18 protein-coding genes are annotated in these 18,966 nt (G+C 72.5%); 8 read left to right on the forward strand and 10 right to left on the reverse strand.

What is annotated here, in order from left to right:
- Nucleotides 1-10 precede the first annotated feature (10 nt).
- The 3 genes from ABD811_RS12760 to ABD811_RS12770 all read right to left on the reverse strand — a co-directional run bounded on the left by ABD811_RS12760 (nt 11) and on the right by ABD811_RS12770 (nt 2,929).
- Nucleotides 11-853 carry an ABC transporter permease gene (locus ABD811_RS12760; RefSeq protein ID WP_344945774.1) on the reverse strand — a complete coding sequence of 281 codons (843 nt, stop codon included), beginning with the start codon at nt 851-853 and terminating at the stop codon, nt 11-13.
- Complete coding sequence (locus ABD811_RS12765) at nt 853-1,842, reverse strand: ATP-binding cassette domain-containing protein (RefSeq protein ID WP_344945777.1); 990 nt, start codon at nt 1,840-1,842, stop codon at nt 853-855. The genes ABD811_RS12760 and ABD811_RS12765 overlap by 1 nt, the downstream gene beginning before the upstream one ends.
- A gap of 121 nt (nt 1,843-1,963) precedes the next feature.
- Nucleotides 1,964-2,929 carry a helix-turn-helix transcriptional regulator gene (locus ABD811_RS12770; protein ID WP_344945780.1) on the reverse strand — a complete coding sequence of 322 codons (966 nt, stop codon included), beginning with the start codon at nt 2,927-2,929 and terminating at the stop codon, nt 1,964-1,966.
- Nucleotides 2,930-3,082: 153 nt separating this feature from the next.
- Between ABD811_RS12770 and ABD811_RS12775 the strand changes: the two genes are divergently transcribed.
- The gene (locus tag ABD811_RS12775) at nt 3,083-4,306 is read left to right on the forward strand and encodes an amidase (protein ID WP_344945783.1); all 1,224 of its coding nucleotides are present in this window, start codon (nt 3,083-3,085) and stop codon (nt 4,304-4,306) included.
- Here ABD811_RS12775 and ABD811_RS12780 read toward each other — a convergent pair.
- Entirely contained in the window at nt 4,303-6,066 is a 1,764-nt protein-coding gene (locus ABD811_RS12780) for an ABC transporter ATP-binding protein (protein WP_344946430.1), read from the reverse strand. The genes ABD811_RS12775 and ABD811_RS12780 overlap by 4 nt on opposite strands.
- 128 nt (nt 6,067-6,194) lie before the next feature.
- On the opposite strand from ABD811_RS12780, the gene ABD811_RS12785 reads away from it, so the two are divergent.
- Nucleotides 6,195-6,788, forward strand: coding sequence for a TetR/AcrR family transcriptional regulator (locus tag ABD811_RS12785; protein WP_344945786.1), 594 nt, complete (start codon nt 6,195-6,197; stop codon nt 6,786-6,788).
- A gap of 41 nt (nt 6,789-6,829) precedes the next feature.
- Nucleotides 6,830-8,059, forward strand: a complete 1,230-nt coding sequence (locus tag ABD811_RS12790; protein WP_344945789.1) for a GNAT family N-acetyltransferase — start codon at nt 6,830-6,832, stop codon at nt 8,057-8,059.
- A 30-nt stretch (nt 8,060-8,089) separates the two neighbouring features.
- Here ABD811_RS12790 and ABD811_RS12795 read toward each other — a convergent pair whose 3' ends face one another.
- Nucleotides 8,090-8,920 carry a methyltransferase domain-containing protein gene (locus tag ABD811_RS12795; RefSeq protein WP_344945792.1) on the reverse strand — a complete coding sequence of 277 codons (831 nt, stop codon included), beginning with the start codon at nt 8,918-8,920 and terminating at the stop codon, nt 8,090-8,092.
- A 29-nt stretch (nt 8,921-8,949) separates the two neighbouring features.
- Between ABD811_RS12795 and pdxR the strand changes: the two genes are divergently transcribed.
- On the forward strand, nt 8,950-10,428 hold the full coding sequence (gene pdxR / locus ABD811_RS12800; RefSeq protein ID WP_344945795.1) for a MocR-like pyridoxine biosynthesis transcription factor PdxR: 1,479 nt from the start codon (nt 8,950-8,952) through the stop codon (nt 10,426-10,428).
- Here pdxR and ABD811_RS12805 read toward each other — a convergent pair.
- Nucleotides 10,423-11,223, reverse strand: a complete 801-nt coding sequence (locus ABD811_RS12805) for a tyrosine-type recombinase/integrase (RefSeq protein ID WP_344945798.1) — start codon at nt 11,221-11,223, stop codon at nt 10,423-10,425. The two genes, pdxR and ABD811_RS12805, sit on opposite strands and share 6 nt — an antisense overlap.
- Before the next feature lie 483 nt (nt 11,224-11,706).
- On the opposite strand from ABD811_RS12805, the gene ABD811_RS12810 reads away from it, so the two are divergent.
- Complete coding sequence (locus tag ABD811_RS12810; RefSeq protein ID WP_344945801.1) at nt 11,707-12,564, forward strand: SAM-dependent methyltransferase; 858 nt, start codon at nt 11,707-11,709, stop codon at nt 12,562-12,564.
- A 549-nt stretch (nt 12,565-13,113) separates the two neighbouring features.
- Here the strand turns inward: ABD811_RS12810 and ABD811_RS12815 are convergent.
- From ABD811_RS12815 to ABD811_RS12830, 3 genes are all read right to left on the reverse strand, one after another.
- On the reverse strand, nt 13,114-13,896 hold the full coding sequence (locus ABD811_RS12815) for a DUF899 domain-containing protein (RefSeq protein ID WP_344945804.1): 783 nt from the start codon (nt 13,894-13,896) through the stop codon (nt 13,114-13,116).
- A gap of 986 nt (nt 13,897-14,882) precedes the next feature.
- Nucleotides 14,883-15,233, reverse strand: coding sequence for a DUF1801 domain-containing protein (locus ABD811_RS12825; RefSeq protein ID WP_344945806.1), 351 nt, complete (start codon nt 15,231-15,233; stop codon nt 14,883-14,885).
- 325 nt (nt 15,234-15,558) lie between these two features.
- Complete coding sequence (locus ABD811_RS12830; RefSeq protein WP_344945809.1) at nt 15,559-16,512, reverse strand: ArsR/SmtB family transcription factor; 954 nt, start codon at nt 16,510-16,512, stop codon at nt 15,559-15,561.
- Between ABD811_RS12830 and ABD811_RS12835 the strand changes: the two genes are divergently transcribed.
- A complete protein-coding gene (locus ABD811_RS12835; protein ID WP_425549398.1) occupies nt 16,504-16,752 on the forward strand; it encodes a helix-turn-helix domain-containing protein in 249 nt (82 codons plus the stop codon). The genes ABD811_RS12830 and ABD811_RS12835 overlap by 9 nt on opposite strands.
- Nucleotides 16,753-16,839: 87 nt before the next feature.
- Here the strand turns inward: ABD811_RS12835 and ABD811_RS43965 are convergent, their stop codons facing one another.
- Nucleotides 16,840-17,022: a hypothetical protein gene (locus tag ABD811_RS43965; RefSeq protein WP_425549399.1), complete on the reverse strand. Its 183-nt coding sequence runs from the start codon at nt 17,020-17,022 to the stop codon at nt 16,840-16,842.
- A 46-nt stretch (nt 17,023-17,068) separates the two neighbouring features.
- Here ABD811_RS43965 and ABD811_RS43970 point away from each other — a divergent pair, with 46 nt between their 5' ends.
- Both ABD811_RS43970 and ABD811_RS12845 read left to right on the forward strand, forming a co-directional pair.
- The gene (locus ABD811_RS43970; RefSeq protein ID WP_425549400.1) at nt 17,069-17,539 is read left to right on the forward strand and encodes a cation efflux transmembrane domain-containing protein; all 471 of its coding nucleotides are present in this window, start codon (nt 17,069-17,071) and stop codon (nt 17,537-17,539) included.
- The gene (locus ABD811_RS12845; RefSeq protein ID WP_344945812.1) at nt 17,536-18,327 is read left to right on the forward strand and encodes a hypothetical protein; all 792 of its coding nucleotides are present in this window, start codon (nt 17,536-17,538) and stop codon (nt 18,325-18,327) included. Before ABD811_RS43970 ends, ABD811_RS12845 begins: the two co-directional genes overlap by 4 nt.
- Nucleotides 18,328-18,966: the final 639 nt, after the last annotated feature.

Genomic DNA, 18,966 nt, shown 5'->3' on the forward strand with positions numbered 1-18,966 from the left:
GGCGCGTCGGTCAGCGGCCGCGGCGCTGGTAGGTGCGGACCGACAGCGGCACGAACACCGCCAGCAGCACGGCCGACCACAGCAGGACCGCCGCGACCGGGTGGGCCAGCGGCCACGGCAGGTCGTCTCCGGTGGGGGCGCCGGGGTTGCCGAACAGGTCGCGGCAGGCCGCGGTCATCGCGCTGACCGGGTTGCACTCGGCCACCACACGCAGCCAGGCGGGCATCCCGTCGGTCGGGACGAACGAGTTCGACAGCATCGAGAACGGCAGCGACAGCGGGACGAACTGGTCGGCGGTCCGCTCGTCGCGCACCACCAGGCCCAGGTAGCAGCCCACCCAGCTCAGCGCGTACCGCAGCAGGAGCAGCAGCGCGAACGCCTGGGCGGTGGCGACCGGCCCGTTGTGCGGGCGCCAGCCGACCAGCAGCCCGGCACCGACCATGATCACCAGGGCGAGCAGCCCGCCCACCAGCGTGTCCGCGCCGACCTGCCCGAACGGCACCGCGGAACGCGCCATCGGCATGGAGCGGAACCGGTCCATGACGCCGAGGGAGGCGTCGGTGGCCATCTTCATCATCACGGCCATCACCGAGGTGAACGTGATCATGGAGAACAGCCCGGGCATCAGGTACTCGCGGTAGTCGCCGCCGCCGGGCACCTGGATGGCGCTGCCGAACACGTAGCCGAACATCACCACGAGGATCCCCGGGAAGATCAGCGCGGCGACGAGCTGGCCGGGTTCCTGGCGGATCCTGCCCAGCTCCCGGCCGACCAGCACGGAGCCGTCGGCGAAGGTCCAGCGCAGCCGCCCGGCCAGGGACGTGGGCGGGGCGGGCATCGTCGGAGTGGTCATCACACGGCCTCCTTCACGGACGCGGGCTCGTCGGCCCCGTCGGCCTGTTCGGTGGCGGGGCGGCCGGTGAGGCTGAGGAACACCTCGTCCAGCGTCGGGCGGCGCAGGCTGACGTCGGCGGCGGCGACCCCGGCGCGGTCGAGTTCGCGCACCACGTCGGCCAGGCGCACGGTGTCGCCCGTCAGGGCGACGCCGAGGCGTGCGTGTTCGGCGTCGACGGCGGGTTCGGCGCCGGCGAGCCCGGCCAGCACGGACGCGCCGCGCTCCAGCAGCGCGGGGTCGCGCAGGACGACGTCGAGCCGGTCGCCGAGCCGGGCCTTGAGCGCGTCGGGCGTGCCGGTGGCGATGACGCGGCCGTGGTCGACGACGGCGATGTCGTCGGCGAGCCGGTCGGCCTCGTCCAGGTACTGCGTGGTCAGCAGGACGGTGGTGCCGTCGGCGACCAGCTCGCGGATGCTGTCCCAGATCTCGCCGCGGCTGCGCGGGTCCAGGCCGGTGGTCGGCTCGTCCAGGAACAGCACCGCCGGGCGCAGGATCAGGCAGGTGATCAGGTCCAGCCGGCGCCGCATGCCGCCGGAGTAGCCGCCGACCTGCCGGTCGGCGGCCTCGGCCAGGCCGAACCGTTCCAGCAGCTCGTCGGCCCGCCGGTGCGCCTCGCGGCGCGGCAGGTGGTACAGGCGGCCGAACATGCGCAGGTTGCCGCGGCCGGTCAGCTTCTCGTCGACGGCGGCGTACTGCCCGGCCAGCCCGATGCGCGCCCGCACCCGGTCGGCCTCGCGCACGACGTCGTGCCCGGCGATGCGGGCCCGGCCCCCGTCCGGGTCCGCCAGCGTCGCCAGGATCCTGATCAGCGTCGTCTTGCCCGCCCCGTTGGGGCCCAGCACCCCGCACACCGTGCCCGCCGGGACGGCCAGGTCCAGGCCGCGCAGTGCCTGCGTCGTGCCGAAGCGTTTGCGCAGCCCCTCGGCCACGACGATCGGCTCCTCCATCACCCCTCCAACTGGGTACGCCGTACGCGGTCAATGCCCACGAGCGTAGATAACCGGGTACGGCGTACGCAACTCGGTTGAAGGGGCCCACCGGCGGGCGGCATCCGCGGCGGGATCGTCCTCACATCGGACTGACGGCGCGGGCGGTGCGGGCGCTCAGCTCCCGCAGGTACGCGATGAGCTCCGGCGGTTCGTGCACCTCGAACTCGCAGCCCAGCATGATCAGCCGGGCGGCGAGCCATTCCAGGGTGTCGGTGTCGCTGCGCACCCGGCACCGGTTGTCGTCGAGCGGCTCGACCGCGTCGGGACCGTCGCCGACGCGGCCGCGGGCCCGCTCGGCGGGCATGTGCAGCGTGACCACGGCGGTGTAGGACGGGAGCAGCGAGTTGATCTTGCGGGTCAGGAACGCGGCCGCGTCCTCCCGGCCGGGCAGCTCGCGCGCAGCGCAGCGCTGGCCGGTGCGGTGCGGCCGCCGGACCCGGTCGACGCGGAAGATCCGCCAGTCGTCGCGGTCGTTGTCGAAGGCCACCAGATACCAGCGGCGTCCCGTGGCGACCAGGCGATGCGGCTCCACCAGGCGCCTGCTCTCGGTGCCGTCGCCCGCGCGGTAGCCGAACCGCAGGCGTTCGCGGGCGGCGGCCGCCGAGGCCAGCACGGCCAGGTCCTCGGGGTTCACGCTGGGGCCGTCGCCGGCGGGCAGGGGGACGGTCGCGGAGGTGAACGCGCCCACGCGGTGCCGCAGCCGCGACGGCAGCACCTGCTCCAGCTTGGCCAGCGCCCGCACCGACGCCTCCCCGATCCCCTCCACCGGGTTGCCCGCCGCCGTGCGCAGCCCGACCGCGATGGCCACGGCCTCCTCGTCGTCCAGCAGCAGCGGCGGCATGGCGGTGCCCGCGACCAGCCGGTACCCGCCGTCCGGGCCCATCGTCGCCTCCACCGGATAGCCCAGCTCGCGCAGCCGGTCGATGTCGCGGCGGATCGTGCGCGTGCTGACGCCCAGCCGCGCGGCCAGCTCGGCGCCCGGCCATTCGCGGGGAGTCTGCAAGAGGGACAGCAGGTTCAACAGCCGTGCCGACGCATCCGCCATGCGTCCATCGTCCCCGAGGTCCAGGACGGGATCCGACCTACACTCATGGGTTCGGCATCGTCACCGTCGGCGGGCGCGCGTAGTCTGTCGGACTCATCGAACTCGACAGCGATCGCGTCCTGGGGGCGGGGCCGCAAGTGAAGGCAGGGGCGCATGGACGACGGCCTGGCGGCTATGGACGATGGCCTGGCGGCAATGGACGCGACCGCGGTGGCGGGGATGGTGACGCGGCGCGAGGCGTCGGCGGTCGACATGGTGACCGCCGCGCTGGCACGGCTGGACGACGTCGACCCGCGGCTGCGCGCGTTCCGCGACACCTGGCCCGACCAGGCCCTGGCCACCGCGCGGGCGGTCGACCGGGCGGTGGCCCGCGGAGAGCGGCCGCGGCTCGCGGGCGTGCCGATCGCCGTCAAGGCCTGGCAGCGGATCCAGGCGCCGCAGACCGAACGGCTGCGCCGCGAAGGATGCGTGGTGATGGGGCTGACGTCGGTGCCCCGGCCGAGCACCGACTGGCAGACCTGGGGGCACACCGACCGCGGCCCCACCCTCAACCCGTGGCGCGCCGACCGCACGCCCGGCGGCTCGTCGGCCGGTTCCGCCGCGGCGGTGGCCGCGGGGATCGTGCCGCTGGCCACCGGGAGCGACGGCGCCGGCTCGCTGCGCATCCCCGCCGCCTGGTGCGGGGTGCTCGCGCTCAAGCCGACCAACGGGCGCGTGCCCACCCGCGACCCGTCGGGGCTGGCGGCGCTCGGCGCGGTGGTCCGCACGGCACGCGACGCCGCCCTGCACCTGTCGGTGCTGCTGGACGAGCCGTTCACCGTCGACGAGGACGTCCCGGCCGGGCTGCGCGCCGCCTGGTCGACGTCCCTGGGGTTCGCCGCCGTCGACCCGGAGCAGGCCGCCGTCGCCCGCGCCGCCGCCGACCGGCTGAGCGAGGCGGGCGTGATCACCTGGCGGCCCGGGCCCGTCCGGCTGCTGGACCCCGAACCGGCGTGGCGGGAGATGCGGGAACGGCCGTCCCCGTCGGCCGCCGCGCAGCTTCGGTCGGTCAACGACGCCCGCCTGCGCGAGGTGTTCGACCGGGCCGACGTGCTGCTGACCCCGGCGACACCGATTCCCGCGCACGGGCACGCCGGGCCCGGCACGGCCCTGAGCGTCAGCCTCACCTGGGGGTTCAACGTCAGCGGCCACCCCGCCATCAGCATCCCCGCCGGGTTGGGCCGTGACGGCACGCCCGTCGGGCTGCAGGTCGTCGCGCCGCACGGCCACGAGGCCACCCTGCTGCGCGTCGCCGCCGCCGTGGAGCGGCACGCGCCCTGGCCCGTCCTGGCCTCCAACTCGCCCTCCGCTCCGGCCGGGTCCCCGGCCCGCCGTTAGGCGGCGCCCGAGCCGTGGGGTGCGGCGGCGCGTTCGGCGATGCGAAGCGCCTCGACGAGTTCCCGGTACAGCGCGTCGGTGGCCAGCAGTTCCTCGTGGCCGCCGCGGGCGCGGACGCGGCCGGCCTCCAGCACCACGATGGTGTCCGCGTCGATCACGGTCGACAGCCGGTGCGCGATCGTCACCACGGCCCCGGAGTCGGCGCGCGAACGGATGCAGTCGTGGACGGCGGCCTCGGTGAGCCCGTCGAGCTGCGCGGTCGCCTCGTCCAGCAGCAGCACGTCCGGCGTGCGCAGCAGCGCGCGGGCGAGCGCGATGCGCTGGCGCTCCCCGCCCGAGACGGTCGTGCCCGACAGCGGCGTGTCCAGGCCGTCGGGCAGGCCCTGCATCTTGGCGTCGAGCCGGACGGCCGCCAGCACCCGCCTGACCTCCTCCTCGGACGCCTCGGGATGGGAGAACAGCAGGTTGTCGCGGATGGTGCCCGGCACGATCGGGGTGTCCTGCTCCACGTAGGCCAGATGGGACCGGATCTCGTCATGGGCGAGGTCACGGTACGGGCGGCCGTCGAGCAGCAGTTCGCCGTCCTGTGGTTCCAGGAACCGCAGGATGAGGGAGAACAGCGTCGTCTTGCCCGCCCCCGACGGGCCGACGATCGCGACGTGCCCGCGGCGGGGAATCGCCAGGTCGACGCCGCGCACGGCCGGGGCGGCGTCCGGTCCGTAGGCGGCGGTGACGTTCCGCAGCTCCAGGACGGGCCCCTCGGCGTCGCGGCCACGGGCGGTCGTCGGCCGCGGCTCGCGGACGGGCCGGTCCCGGGCGGCGGGCTCGATCTCCAGGTCGTCGATCTGGCGGATGCGTTCGGCGGCGGCGATCCCCGACTGCAGCGCGGTGAGGTTCTGACTCAGCTCCGTGATCGGTTCCATGAGCCCGAACGCGTACAGCAGGAACGCGATCAGGCTCGACACCGGCAGCTGGCCCTCGGCCGTCCGCCACGCCCCCACGGCCAGGATCAGGATGATCGCCATCTGGATGCCCGACCACGAGATCGTCCAGGCCAAAGCCTCGCGGCGCACCGCCCGCACCCCGTACTCGGCCGACGAACGGGCGTCGGCCACGATCCGCTCGGCGGTGCGGTGCTCGGCGCGGCTCACCTTCACGGTGCGGACGGCGCGCAGCGTGCCCTCCAGCACCCCGCCGAGCCGTCCGATGTGCTCCTGGGCACGCTGCTGCGACTTGGCGATGCCCGGCATCAGCACCCCGAACAGGACGCCGACCAGCACGACCGCCGCCACGGTGGTGGCCAGCAGCACCAGGTCGAGCACCGCCATCAGCGCCAGCGTGCCGACCAGCATCACCGCCCCGTTGATCAGGCCGACCAGCGCGCCCGTGGCGGCCTCGCGCAGCAGCACGGTGTCGGAGGTGACCCGGGTGACCAGCTCGCCCGTGGGGTGGCGGGTGACGGCGGGCACGGTGGCGCGCAGGAAGCGCCGCACCATGGACTCGCGAGCCTCCAGCACCACGCGTTCCCCCAGCGTTCCCAGCAGGGTCCACTGCAAGAACGCGACCAGGCCGCCGACCGCGAACAGCACCAGCAGCGTCACGACGGGACCGGTCAGCGACGCCGACTCGCCGAGCGCGTCCAGCACCCACTTGGTGACCATCGGCGTGGCCAGCCCGAGCCCCGAGCCCAGCAGCGCCAGCAGCAGTCCCAGCACCAGCGTGCCGGTGTGGGGGCGCGCGAACGACCACAGGACGCGCATGCGCGTCATGGACGCCCGGTGATCCTCGGCCTGACGACCGCTTGGAACAGTCATGGTGTCGATTGGAACATACTTGTTCCATATAGGGCAAAAGAGTTTCGAACTTGAATACGCGCTACCGTATGCGCATGGACGACACACGGACGGAAGCGGACAGGAGGTCGGCGCAGCCCGAAGGCGGAACGCGGGCGCGGACGCGACGGGCCATCCTCGACGCCGCCGTCACCGTGCTGTCCACCGACCCGGGCGCCTCGCTCAGCGACGTCGCGGCCGCCGCCGGGGTCGGCCGCACCACCGTCCACCGCTACTTCCCCGAGCGGTCCGACCTGCTGGCCGCGATGGGCATGGACGTCCTCGACCGGATCGCCGAGGCCACCGACCGCGCCCGCCTGGACGACGGCCCGGCGCCCAAGGCCCTGGAACGGCTCTGCCAGGAGTTCTTCGAGCTCGGCGACCGCCTCATGCTCGCGTTCGAGATGCCGCAGCTGATGGACTGGTCCGGCTGGGACGAGTGCACCCCGGCCGACCTCGCGCTGAGGGGCCTCATCGAACGCGGCCACGCCGAGGGGACCATCGACCCGGAGATGGACGTCGAGTGGATCCCGAACCTGCTGTGGGGGCTGCTCTACACGGCCTGGCAGCACGCCCGCGAGCACAGGATGCCCCGCCACGCCGCACTGACCCTGTGCCTGCGCACCCTGCGCAAGTCCATCACCCCGTAAATCGCTGGAGGCGGCGGCCGGTGGACACCTAGCGTTGACGGGTGACCGACCTGCGCATCCGACCCGTACCCGAAAGCGACCTGGACAAGGTCCTCGACCTGGCCGACACCGTCTTCCACCACCGCACCGACGCCGACGCACGCGAACGCCTGACCTGGTTGCCGCGCCGCGCCGAGCGTGTCGGCGCCTACGAGGGCGACGAGCTGGTCGGCTTCCTGGCCGCCGTGCCGCTGCGCCTGTCGGTGCCCGGCGGCGAACTGGACTGCGCGGGCGTCACCCTGGTCGGCGTGCTGCCCACCCACCGTCGGCGCGGCGTGCTGACCGCCATGATCGACCGGCTGTGGGAGACGGCCGCCGAGCGCGGACAGCCGCTGGCCGCCCTGTACGCCGCCGAGGCCGCCATCTACGGACGCTTCGGCTTCGGCGTGGCCACCCGCGCCCTGTCGGTCGAGGTCGACTCCTCCCGGCCGCTCGGCCTGCGCGTCGAACCCGACCCGCGGCCGCTGCGGATGGTGCCCTACGAGCGCGCCGCCGAGGTGCTGGGCCCGCTGTACGAACGCGCCGTCGCCCGTCGCCCCGGCCAACTGCGCCGCGCCCCGGAGTGGTGGTCGCACATGACCGTGCCCCGGCTCTCGCAGGACGACGAGGAACGCACCATCCCGCGCGTCGTCGTCCTGGACGGCGACCCCGGCGGCTACGCGATATACCGCACCCGTCACGGGGACGAGGACGCCGGCACGCCCGCCGTCGTCCACCTGGAGGAACTGGAGGCCGACGACGCCCGGGTGCACGCGGCGCTGTGGCGCTATCTCGTCTCGATCGACCTGACCGAGCAGGTCAAGGGCTGGTCGCTGCCGGTGGACGAGCCACTGCCGCTCATGGCAGCCGACCCCGACCAGGTCACCGTGATCCGCGACCGCGGCATGCTGTGGCTGCGGCTCGTCGACGTCCCGGCGGCCCTCGCCGCTCGGGGCTGGGCCACCACCGACGAGCTGGTGCTGCGCGTCCACGACGACCGCCTGCCCGCCAACCAAGGGACGTGGCGGCTGCGCACCCGTCCCGGCCGGGCCCAAGCGGCATGCGAACGCGTCGACGCCGCCCCCGACCTCACACTCGACGTGCGTGACCTGGGCTCGATCTACCTGGGCGGCTTCCAGGCCACGCAACTGGTGCGCACCGGGATCGTCACCGAGCACACGCCGGACGCCGCCGCTCGCCTCGACGCCGCCCTCGCCGTTCCGCTGGCCCCCTTCTGCGCCGACGACTTCTGACCGGCACAGATCCTCACGGCACGGGACGCCCTACCGCGGGTTGACGGCGACGGCCTTGAAGAACGTGTAGTGGAAGGTGCCGTTGGGGTCGGCGGTACGGCGCAGGTCGGCGATGCCGCGGTCCCATTCAGGCGACGTGATCAGCCCGGCGGCCAGCGCGTCGTCCCGAACCGACTCGACCATCGCGATGAAGGTGTTGCGGGTGAAGCCCTCCACCAGCGCGGGACGGGTCCGGTCGGCGTAGACGGTGCGCGGGCCGACCGCGACGTCGGTGTACCCGGCCTCGAACAGCAGCGGCTGCAACCGCCGTCCCACCAGGGCGTCCCCGCCCGCGGCGGCCTGCAGGCGGACCTGGCACTCGATCGTCGCCTGCGCGTAGCGGCTGTCGGGGTGGAAGATCGCCGAGCCGTGGTCCCCTTCGATCACCGTGATCGTGCCGCCCGGTGCCAGCACGCGCCGCAGCCCGGCCAGCGCCCGCGCCGGGTCCCGCAGATGCTCCAGCACGAAGCACACGAACAGGTGGTCGAACGCCGCGTCGGGGAACGGCAGGTCGAACAGGTCGGCGCGATGCCATTCGACGCGGGCGCCGGGCCTTTCGGCGGCGACGCGCGCGCGGGCCCGCTCCAGCGAGTCCTCGGACACGTCGACCGCCACGATGTGCGCGCCCGGGCTGCCCGCCACCAGGTGCACGGTCTGCGCGCCGACGCCGCAGCCCACCTCCAGCACCCTGCTGCCGTCCGGGTAGGCGGTGCCGGAGTGCAACAACGTCGCCAGCGTGTCGGCCTGGTCGCCCAGCCTGCGCGTCTCGTGCTCCGAGTAACCGTGGACGTAGCGTCTGCCGGGGAGGATGTCAGTGTTCATGCCTGCCACCCTGCTGGCATTATGGCCCGATGCCCAGGTCCAATCACGACCAGGACGACCGGTCCATAACGGCCGGCGCCGACTTCCTCCAACTGGACGTGCGGGACGCGCCACCCGGCGGGCTGTCGGACTGGCTGGCGCGGCGCCTGCGGCTCGCCATCGCCGACGGACGGCTTCCGGTCGGCAGCAGGCTTCCCGCCACCCGCGTGCTCGCCGCACAGCTGGGCGTGTCACGCGGCGTCGTCACCGAGGCCTACCGGCGGCTCGGCGAGGACGGTCACGTCGCCGGCCGCGGACGCGCGGGCACGGTCGTCGTCGCGGCCCCGGTGTCGACTTCGGGGACGGCGGCGCCGGAGCCGACCGTCGTCCCACGGAAGACCGCCGTGTTCGACTCCACCCCCGGCGCCGACATCTTCGACGCGCTGCGCACGTCCCCCGCCCGGATCGACCTGTCCCCCGGCCTGCCCGACCTGGCCGCGTTCCCCCGGTCGGCGTGGCTGCGCGCCGAACGCGCCGTCATCGGCGAACTCCCGGCGGCCGACTTCGGCTACGGCGACCCGCGCGGAACGCCCGCGCTGCGCCGCGCCGTCGCCGCCTGGCTGGCCCCCAACCGCGGAATCAGGGTCGACCCGGAGGAGGTCATCATCGTCGCGGGCACCAGCCAGGCGATGGGGCTCATCGCCCAGGTGCTGCGCGACGACGGGATCACCACCATGGCCGTGGAGGACCCGGGGTCGCTCGGCGCGCGCATGCACCTGCGGTACTGGGGCCTGGACACCCCGCCCGTCCCCGTCGACTCCGAGGGCCTGCGGGTGGACGCGCTGGGGGACGCGCCGTCCGTCCTGCTCACCCCGGCGCACCAGTTCCCGATGGGCGTGGTGCTGGGCGGGGAACGACGACGCGCGCTGATGCGGTGGGCCGCCGCCGGAGGCCTGATCGTCGAGGACGACTACGACGCCGAACACCGCTACGACCGTCCACCGGTGGCCGCCGTGCGCGCCATGCTGCCCGAGCGGGTCTTCTACGCCGGGACCGTGTCCAAGCTGCTGGCGCCGGCGCTGCGCATCGGCTGGCTGCTCGCGCCGCCCCGATACCGGGACGCGGTCGTGGACGCCAAACGCTTCAACGACCTGGGCAACGCCGCGTTGCCGCAACTGGTCCTGGCGCGGCTCATGCAGTCCGGCGACATGGAACGCCAACTGCGCTACCTGCGCCGACGCCACCGCCGGCGCCGCGACGCCATGATCCGGGCGATCGGCGCGCACCTGCCGGACGCGTCCGTGCACGGTGCCGCCGCGGGCCTGCACCTGACGATGACCTTCGACGGCGCGTTCTCCGACGTGGCCCTGGCCGCGGCGGCGCTGGCCCGCGGCGTCAAGACCCAGCCGCTGTCCTGGCACGCCCAGCGGCCGCACCGTCCCGGGCTCGTCCTCGGCCACGCCGCCAGCACCCCGACCGACATCACCGAGGGCGTCGCCGTCATCGGCGAGGAACTGCGCCGGCTATGACACCTCGGTCGGGAACGTCAGCCTGTCGACCGCATTGCGCCGCTGCCGTTCGGGCCTGCGGTCGTACCGCGCCGTCGTCGCCGGAGAGGCGTGCCCGACCAGCTGCTGCACGGTCGCCAGATCGACGCCCTGGTCCAGCAGGTCGCCGATGAACGTGCGCCGGAAGTCGTGCGGCGTCATCGGCGGCAACCGCGCCTCCCGCCGCCGCTTGACGACCGCGTTGCGCACGGCCGCGTCCGTCATCGGCCGCTGCTGGATCGCCCCCGACTTGTGCACGGGCGTGAACATCGGCCCCTTCGGCCGTTCACTGAGCGCCAGCCACGCGCCGAGCAACACCGCCGCGCCCTCGTGCACGTACTCCATCCGCTCCTTGTCGCCCTTGCCGACGATGCGCAGCGAACGCTCGCCAGGGTCGTAGTGCTCGCGGCGCATCGCCGCCACCTCGGCCCGCCGCGCACCCGTGGTGTAGAGGACGGCCAGCAACGCCGCGTCCCGCCGCCCCGCCGGAGACGGATCGTCGGCGCAGACCTTCAGCAGGGCGGTGAACTCGGCGGCGTGCACGCTGCGCCCGGCGGGCAGCCGCGACCCCCTGAAGTTCTTGACGGCCTTGGCCCGCTGGTAGTCGTCGGTCGACATCTCCCCCAGCCGCCACGCCGTCTGCAGAACGCCGCGCAACGCCGACAGGTGCTGGTTGCGGTAGGCCGGCGACCACGGACGCTCCTCACCGTCCGGCCCGGGCGTGGTCTGCGCCGCGATCAGCGACCGCAACGCCGCGGTGTGCTCGGCCCGCAACATCGCCCACGGAAACGTCTCAGCGGGCGAGGGCCCGGGATCCCGCCCCGAAGCGGTGTGGAACAACGCCGCCAGCCTGTGCAGACACGCACTCATCGCCCGCCGCGACCGCGGACTCTCCAGAGACGCCACGTACACCAGGAACGGATTGCGTCCCGCGTCCACCAGAGCGGGCTCCCGCGCCCCCGCAACGGTGATCGCAACCTCCTCCACGGACGCCCACCCTAACGACTCCCCCGCCCCTCACGCCCCAACGCCGTACCCGCGGCCTGCACGTGGGACAGGCGTGCCCGGCGATCGTCGCCGTCGGCGAGGCCCGGCAGGGGCGGCGGTGGGGCACTTCACCACCGCTCGGTATCGATTCCCGAGCCCGGAAGAGTGGCCCACTGCACACCGGAATCGCTCCACAAGATCACGAACTTCGGCCGGACGGAGTACCGTTCTGGAAGACATTCGAGTCCCACGATGCTCAATACGGAGTGCGCAGTGGCTGAAGAGCAGATTCTGCCCGGCATCTCGAGCGACGTGCCGACCTCGGCGCGGGCGTACGGGTGGCTGCTGGGCGGCAAGGACAACTACGAAGTCGACCGGGAGTTCATCAAGGCGCAACTCCAGCATTTCCCGGCGGGCTTGGACATCACCCGGCAGAACCGGCTCTTCCTGTACCGCGCCGTCCGGTACCTGACCCGTGAGGCCGGGATCCGGCAGTTCATCGACATGGGCTGCGGACTTCCCACCGACAACAACGTCCACCAGGTCGCGCAGGGCATCGCACCCGAATCCCGCGTCGTGTACGTGGACATCGACCCGATCGTGCTGGTGCACGGCCGCGCACTGCTGGCCGACAACGACGCCACCACCGTGATCACCGCCGACATGCGCGACCAGGACGAGATCCTGAACCACCCGGACGTCCAGCGGCTCATCGACTTCGACGAGCCCGTCGGGGTGCTGTTCTTGTCCGTCGGCCACCACCTGCCCGACGAGTTCGACCCGCGCCGCATCCTGACCACGATCCTCGACCGGGCCGCCGCCGGGAGTCACCTCACGTTCTCCCAGGTGGTGTGCGAAGACCCGGCGGAGGGTGCGCTGATGACCGAACGCGTCACCGCCGCGGGCATCCCCTGGCAGACCCGCACCCCCGACGAAGTGGACCAGCTGCTGTCCGACCTGGAGCCGGTGGAGCCGGGCCTGGTGAACCTGGCGGAGTGGCGCCCCATGGACCTGCAGCCTCCCCTGCCTCCCGTGCCCGCCGAGATCGCCCAGTACGAAGGCGCGTCGAAGCTCAACCCGAAGGTGTACGAATACGGAGGCGTCCTGCGCAAGCGGACCCCGACCCAGTGACTTCGGAGCGCCGGCTACACACCGCACGCTCGCGGCCATGGCGATCGCGACCGGCTGCTCGAATGGTTTCCGTGTCTTGGCAGCCCAGACGCCGCACCCACGCTCGACGGGTTCCGCCTGACTCACCCAAATCCCAACGCACTTGAGGAACGCCCATCCATCCTGGCCTCTTGTTCACAAATCATTGCGGCGAAGTCGCCTTCACCGTCGTCCTGCATATTTGAGGTGCCGGATCAACGGCCAGAATCTCCGGAGTAGCCACCTTCTCCCCCCACGCCCTTCACAGAGAAACTCCGCACAGCCGTGGTCACCTGTGAGTGACATTGCGATTGCGCGGGGTTCGCATGGATTTCAGTGACGCGGCCTTCAAAGGTCGGTGACGGCGCACGGTATTCAGACGCGCACCGACAGCGTTGCCGAGACAAAAAACGTCGCCATGAAGGAAGGCCGCCCTCGCCGTTACCCGCGCCTTCGCCGCTGGCTGCGCGCGGGGGCGTTCGCGTCGTCCGGGGGTTCCGCCCGGCACACGACACTTTTTGAGACGGCGGGTCAGTGGTGGTGGCCGTGCCGGCCGAGGGTCTCCACGGGGGTCGCCCCGGGGCGGGTCCACTGCGGCACGGGGCGGCTGGTCGGGCCCCAGGTGGCGTTCCCGTCCGCATCCGAGCGCCAGAACCAGCACGAGCTGTGCCCCTCGGGCCAGCCCTCGGGATTGTCCTCCCACGCCTCGCCGCGCCCGAAGGGCGTCATGTCGAGCAGGCCGAGGGACCCGTTGACCGGCTCGTTGCCACGACCCGTCGTGGAGTAGGTGAGGAACACGCGGTCACCGTCGCGCAGGAAGCAGGTGATGTAACCCATGCTGCCGCCGACCGGCGCGTCCACGTCGCGCACCGAGTACCAGGGCTGGGTGTAGCCCATGAACTCGACGTAGGAGGCCACCTCGTCCCACCGGCCCGTGGTCACGATGGCGAACGAGACGCCGCGGGCGTTGAGGTAGACCGCGTCCTTCAGGTGCCAGGCCGTGGTGGTGCAGCCCTCGCACTGCGCCTGATGCGGCGCGCCGTCGTACCACATGTGCTTGTAGACCGCGAGCTCGTTGCGGCCCTGGAACAGGTCCAGGAAGGGGACCGGGCCGTCGGGTCCGATGACCTCCACCGTCCCGTCGAATTCCACCATCGGCAGTCGGCGGCGGGCCGCGGCGATGGCATCGCCCTCGCGGGTGTGGGCCTTCTCGCGGACCAGAAGCTCGTCACGCGCCGCCTGCCAGGTGGCCAGGTCAACGACGGGCGGGCGGCCGGGCTGCGCGGTGGCCGGGTCATTCGGCGTGGTCGTCATGGTGTCCTCCGGGGTGTCTCCAGCCGGGCAGCGTCGTAGGACGCCCACGACGCTCACCAGAACAGACTCGCGACACGGCCGGAACTCACCGCGGCAGGAGCGCCCTCGGCCGAGCCTGCACGGTCGGGCTGACGACTTCACAAACGATGCCCGCCGCCTCGTCTGTCCCCTCCGCGCTGTTCGGGCGTGTGCACAATGCCGGCTGGCCCGGCCGCCTTCCGCACAAAGGTCCAGGTTCGTTCCGCCGGATCCGCCCCCGCCGACGCCATGAACCCGGCCGTGGCGGAGGCCATGAGAGTTCGGTGTCGACGTCTCTGCGGAGACGGTCCTCACAGCCGAGGCGGTGCGGTCCTCCGACGTGGTGATCATCATGGGAGCGGAGACGCCTGCCCGTACTTCCCCGGCAAGCGGTACCTGTGGCCGCCGCCCCCGACGTCGCCGCAACGGTGACCGTGGACGACGACGCGGTCGCCCTCACCTCCGGCGAGGAATGGCGGGTGGAGTTCCTGGCCGGGGGACGGCGGCTGACCGGCAGCGGCTCCAAGGCCACGGCGGTCAGCGGCACCGACGACGGCCCCCACTACGTGCGCGGGCTGGAAGCGGGACACCCCCGCCGGGCAGGGCGTCGACGCGGTCCACCTCACCCGCGACGAGATCGACCGCCGGGGACGCCGACTGCGCGCCGAACTCGGCATCCAAGCTCAGGAGTGACCAGCCCCGACGCCGGCGCAGGACCGTGGCCCAGAGCTCCGCCCCGGTGCGCGTCCATGGCCAAGCCCTCCCCCCGCGCGCAAGCCTGCGGCCTGCCGCCGTGCCGACTACACGGCTTCGCACGGCGGCAGGCCGAGGGAATCAGCAGCGTGAAGTGCACGGACGACTTCACCGCCCCACGCGCCCTCAGCGAGGAGAATGCGTGGTCTGCGCGGACGGATGCTTCATCCATCAGGTCGAGTGCGCCGACGTCTTGCCCGCGAGCGACGGCGACGTTACTGCTGGTCCAGCGCGACGGCCTGGTTGATGTAGTCGCGCAGGGCATCGGGCCGGATGTCCTCGGGCTTCTTGATCTTGACGTGCCGGGTCTTCTTGCCGACGCCTTCCAGCAGGCCGTGGGCGTCGGTGAACTCGGCGCCCCGGTCGAAGGCCAGGGTGATGTGGGTCTTGCTGGCGCTGATGATCGCCAGGTTCTTCTTCCCCCGCCAGGCCGGGGATCCGTACGCGATGACCTCACGGGCGTTGGGGGCGTGCTGCTTCATCAGTTCGCGAAGGGCGGCGACGGTGGGCAGGTGGACGGGCGCGACCCGATCCTTGACGTACTCGTCGACGGCCTGGTCACTCACGGTCTCTCCATTCATTGGTAACGGCGGGGGGCGTTTCATCCGTCAGCAAGTCGGTGGCTCTCCACACAGAGCCGTGGGACGCGGTGGGCATAGCGCCGGCGAGACGCCGGGCAGCCCGACTCAAAGGCGCAAGCGCCGCCCTGGGGGCCGAAGCCGTAAAGCGCGCCATGCCGGCCGGCCTGCAGCGGGCCGCCACCGGAGAGTGCCAGGTGGGTATCCACTGGATCACCCCGGAGGATGCCCATCCCGATCAAGCTCGGCCCTCCATGCCGATGAACCAGGAGGTTGCCCTGGTGCGCTCCGGTCGCGGGCGACGTGGTGCAGGTCAGTTGTAGAGGGACTGACCGGTCTCCAGCAGGGTCTTCAGGTCGCTGAGCACCTGGTTCCATCCGCCGCCCGCCTGGGGAATCTGACCGGCTCCCTGCGCCGCGGTCTGAGGCGCGCCCGTGACATCGTGGGTGACGGTGAGCGTGCAGACCCCGCTGCCGTCTTCTTCGATCTCGTACGTGAGCCGGGTGAACCCTTCTCCCATGAACAGCGCCCGCCAGGTCTGCACGAGCCGTCGGGGCGGGTCCGCCTCGATGACCTCACCGTCGAGCACGACGTCCGGGGCGCCGTGCTGCTTCATGGCGTCGCTGGCCATGGCGCGGAACGTGCCGCCGGGACGAAGGTCGTACTCCACCGGTGACCGGAAACCGAACTTCTCGGTCCATTCCGGCTTGGTGATGGCGTCCCAGATCGCCTCCGGTGTCGCCCTGATGTACACCCGGTAGACCTGCACGACGGCGTCGCCCTCGACTGTGCCGCTACCCGTGTCGGTGGTCGTGGCCATGGCCTGCTGCTCCAGTTCTCTCTTGAGGTCGGCGAGCGCCGCCGCGGATTGCTCGGTGTACTTGTCGATCCACCGGTCGTGGATCAACCGGATCGGCACCGGGTTGAGGAAGTGCAGCTTCTCCCGGCCCGAACGACGGGTGACCACCAGGCCAGCGTCCTCGAGCACCCGCAGATGCTTGGCGACGCCGAACCGGGTCATCGCCACCTGCGATTCGAGTTCGCCCAGCGTGCGCCCGTCCCGGGCGAACAGCAGGTCGAGCAGGAAGCGGCGAGTCGGATCGGCGAGCGCCTTGAACGCAAGGTCGTCATCGGTCACGTCCCCAAGATAGGTGACCAAAAAGTCACATGTCAAGGATAGCCGGCCACCGAGCTGGACGCCCTGACCCGGTTCGGCCGGGCGCTGGCCGACCCGATCCGGCGCCGCATCCTGCTGGCGTTGCGCCAATGCCCCGCGTATCCGGCCGACCTGGCCGAGGCGCTGGCCATCTCCCGGACGCGACTGTCGAACCATCTGACATGCCTGCGTGACTGCGGCCTGGTGGTCGCCGTCCCCGAGGGCCGCCGGGTCCGCTACGAGCTGGCCGACGCCCGGCTGGGCCACGCCCTGGAGGACGTGCGCACCGCCGTGGTGGCGGTGGCCGCCGAGGCCACCTGCCCGGATGCCGAGCGGGAAGGCTGCTGCTGATGGCCGTCGAGCTGTCGCTGGGCTGGGGCCACCCCGGCGGGCGGTGCCGGCCCGCCGGGTGCGGTGGCTGGTGGCGGCCACCATCACCTACAACGTGATCGAGGGAATCGTCGCGATCAGCGCCGGGACGCCGGCCTCCTCCGGCGCGCTGGTGGCCTTCGGGCGGACTCGAGGATCGAGGTCGCCTCGGCCGCCGCAGTCGCCTGGCAATTCGTCGCGCGCGATCCGCAGGTGATCGAGCGGCGGGAGAAGAACCGCGCTGCGGATCATCGCGATCTCGTTCTTCGCGCTGGCCGCCTACGTGACCGCCGACTCGGTGCGTACTCTGCTCGGCTCCGGTGAGGCCGAGCATTCGGCGTCCGGGCTGGTGCTGGCCGCCCTGTCCCTGGCGATCATGCCCGGGTTGTCCTACGCCCAGCGCCGCGCCGGCCGTGAGCTGGGTTCGGCGACCGCGGTGGCCGACTCCAAGCAGACGCTGTTGTGCACCTACCTGTCGGCGGTGCTGCTGGTGGGTCTGGCGCTCAACAGCCTGCTCGGCTGCTCCTGGGCCGACCCGATCGCCGCGCTGGTCATCGCCGCCGTCGCGGTCAAGGAAAGCCGCGACGCCTGGCGTGGGGACGCCTGCTGCCCTCGCCACTCCTCCCCCACCAACGAGGGCGCCGCCACGGCGAATGACGGTGGCTGCGCCGACGGCTGCTGCCAGAGCGACGCCCCCGCCGTCGTGAGCATCGACACAACGACCAGGACAAACGCCGCCAGCCGCGCGGAAGGAGAACACAAGCGGTGAAGGTCTCGACAGTGCGGCTGCTGGCCGACGCCCGCCGCGCCAAGGCGGGCGGCGAACAGGCCATGGCCTCCCGGCACCAAGCTCGCCTGGCCGAACTCGTGGCCTGGGCGCGCACCCGCTCGCCCTACTATCGGCACCTGTACCAGGACCTGCCTACCGACCTGGCTCACGGGGCGGCAGACCTGGCCGACCTGCCCGTCACCCGCAAGAGCGAGCTGATGGCCGCCTTCGACGACTGGGTCACCGACCCCGCGGTCACCCTCGCCCAGGCCAGGGCGTTCGCCGACGACCCCGCGCGCATCGGGGAGCCGTTCGCCGGCCGCTACACGCTGACCACCACCTCCGGCACCACCGGCACGCACGGCATCTTCCTGCAAGACGACCGCGCGGCCGCGGTGACCGGCGCGATGATGGCGCGCATGCTGCTCACCTGGCTGAACGCCGGGGACGTGGCGCGCATCGTGCGCGGCGGCGAGCGGATGGCGCTGGTGGCGCCGGTCGGCGGGCACTTCGCCTCCACTGTGGCCGCCGACCGGCTGCGCGGCCAGTCCCGCATCGCCTCCTTCAGCGTGCAGCAGCCGATGGATGAGCTGGTCGCCCAGCTCAACGCCTTCCGCCCGGCGGTGCTGGCCCCCTACGCCAGCATCGGCGCGCTGCTGGCCGGCGAGGCCGAGGCGGGACGGTTGCGCATCGACCCCGCCCTGGTGATCCTCAGCGCCGAAGGCCTGCCGCTGCCGGAGTACGCCCGCATCGCGGCCGCCTTGAGCACCAAGGTGCGCACCAGCTAACGCCGCCAACGAGTGCCCGTTCCTGTCCTACGGCTGCGAACAGGGCTGGATGCACCTCAACGCCGACTGGGCCATCCTCGAACCCGTCGACGAGCAGTATCGGCCGGTACCACCCGGCCGCCCCTCCCACGCGGTGCTGCTGACCAACCTGGCCAACCGCCTCCAGCCGATCCTGCGCTACGACCTCGGCGACGCCGTCCAGGCCCGCCCCGGCCCGTGCCCGTGCGGCAACCCCGGCCCGGCCATCCGCGTCCAAGGCCGCGCCGCCGACCTGCTCACCTTCCCCCGGCCCGACGGCCAGCCGGTCACCCTCGCCCCACTGCCGCTGGCCACCCTCCTGGAGGCCGTACCCGGGCTGGAGCTGTTCCAGATCGTCCAAACCACACCCACCATGCTGCGCATCCGCCTGCACCCCGCGCCCCCCCGCCGAGCCAGACACCCTCTGGCATCAGATCCAGACCCGCCTGAGCGAACTGCTGGCCCGCCACGACCTCGACCACATCCACATCGAACGCGCCAGCGAACCGCCCCAGCAGAACGCCGGCGGCAAGTACCGCGCCGTCATCCCCGTCACCGCAGCCGCACCCCCGTCTGCGGGCTCGCCGTCCAGCAGCGTGACCGCCGCGCAGCGTCCGGCCA

The organism is Actinomadura miaoliensis, assembly GCF_039536785.1.
In the GTDB taxonomy this organism is placed as follows: domain Bacteria; phylum Actinomycetota; class Actinomycetes; order Streptosporangiales; family Streptosporangiaceae; genus Spirillospora; species Spirillospora miaoliensis.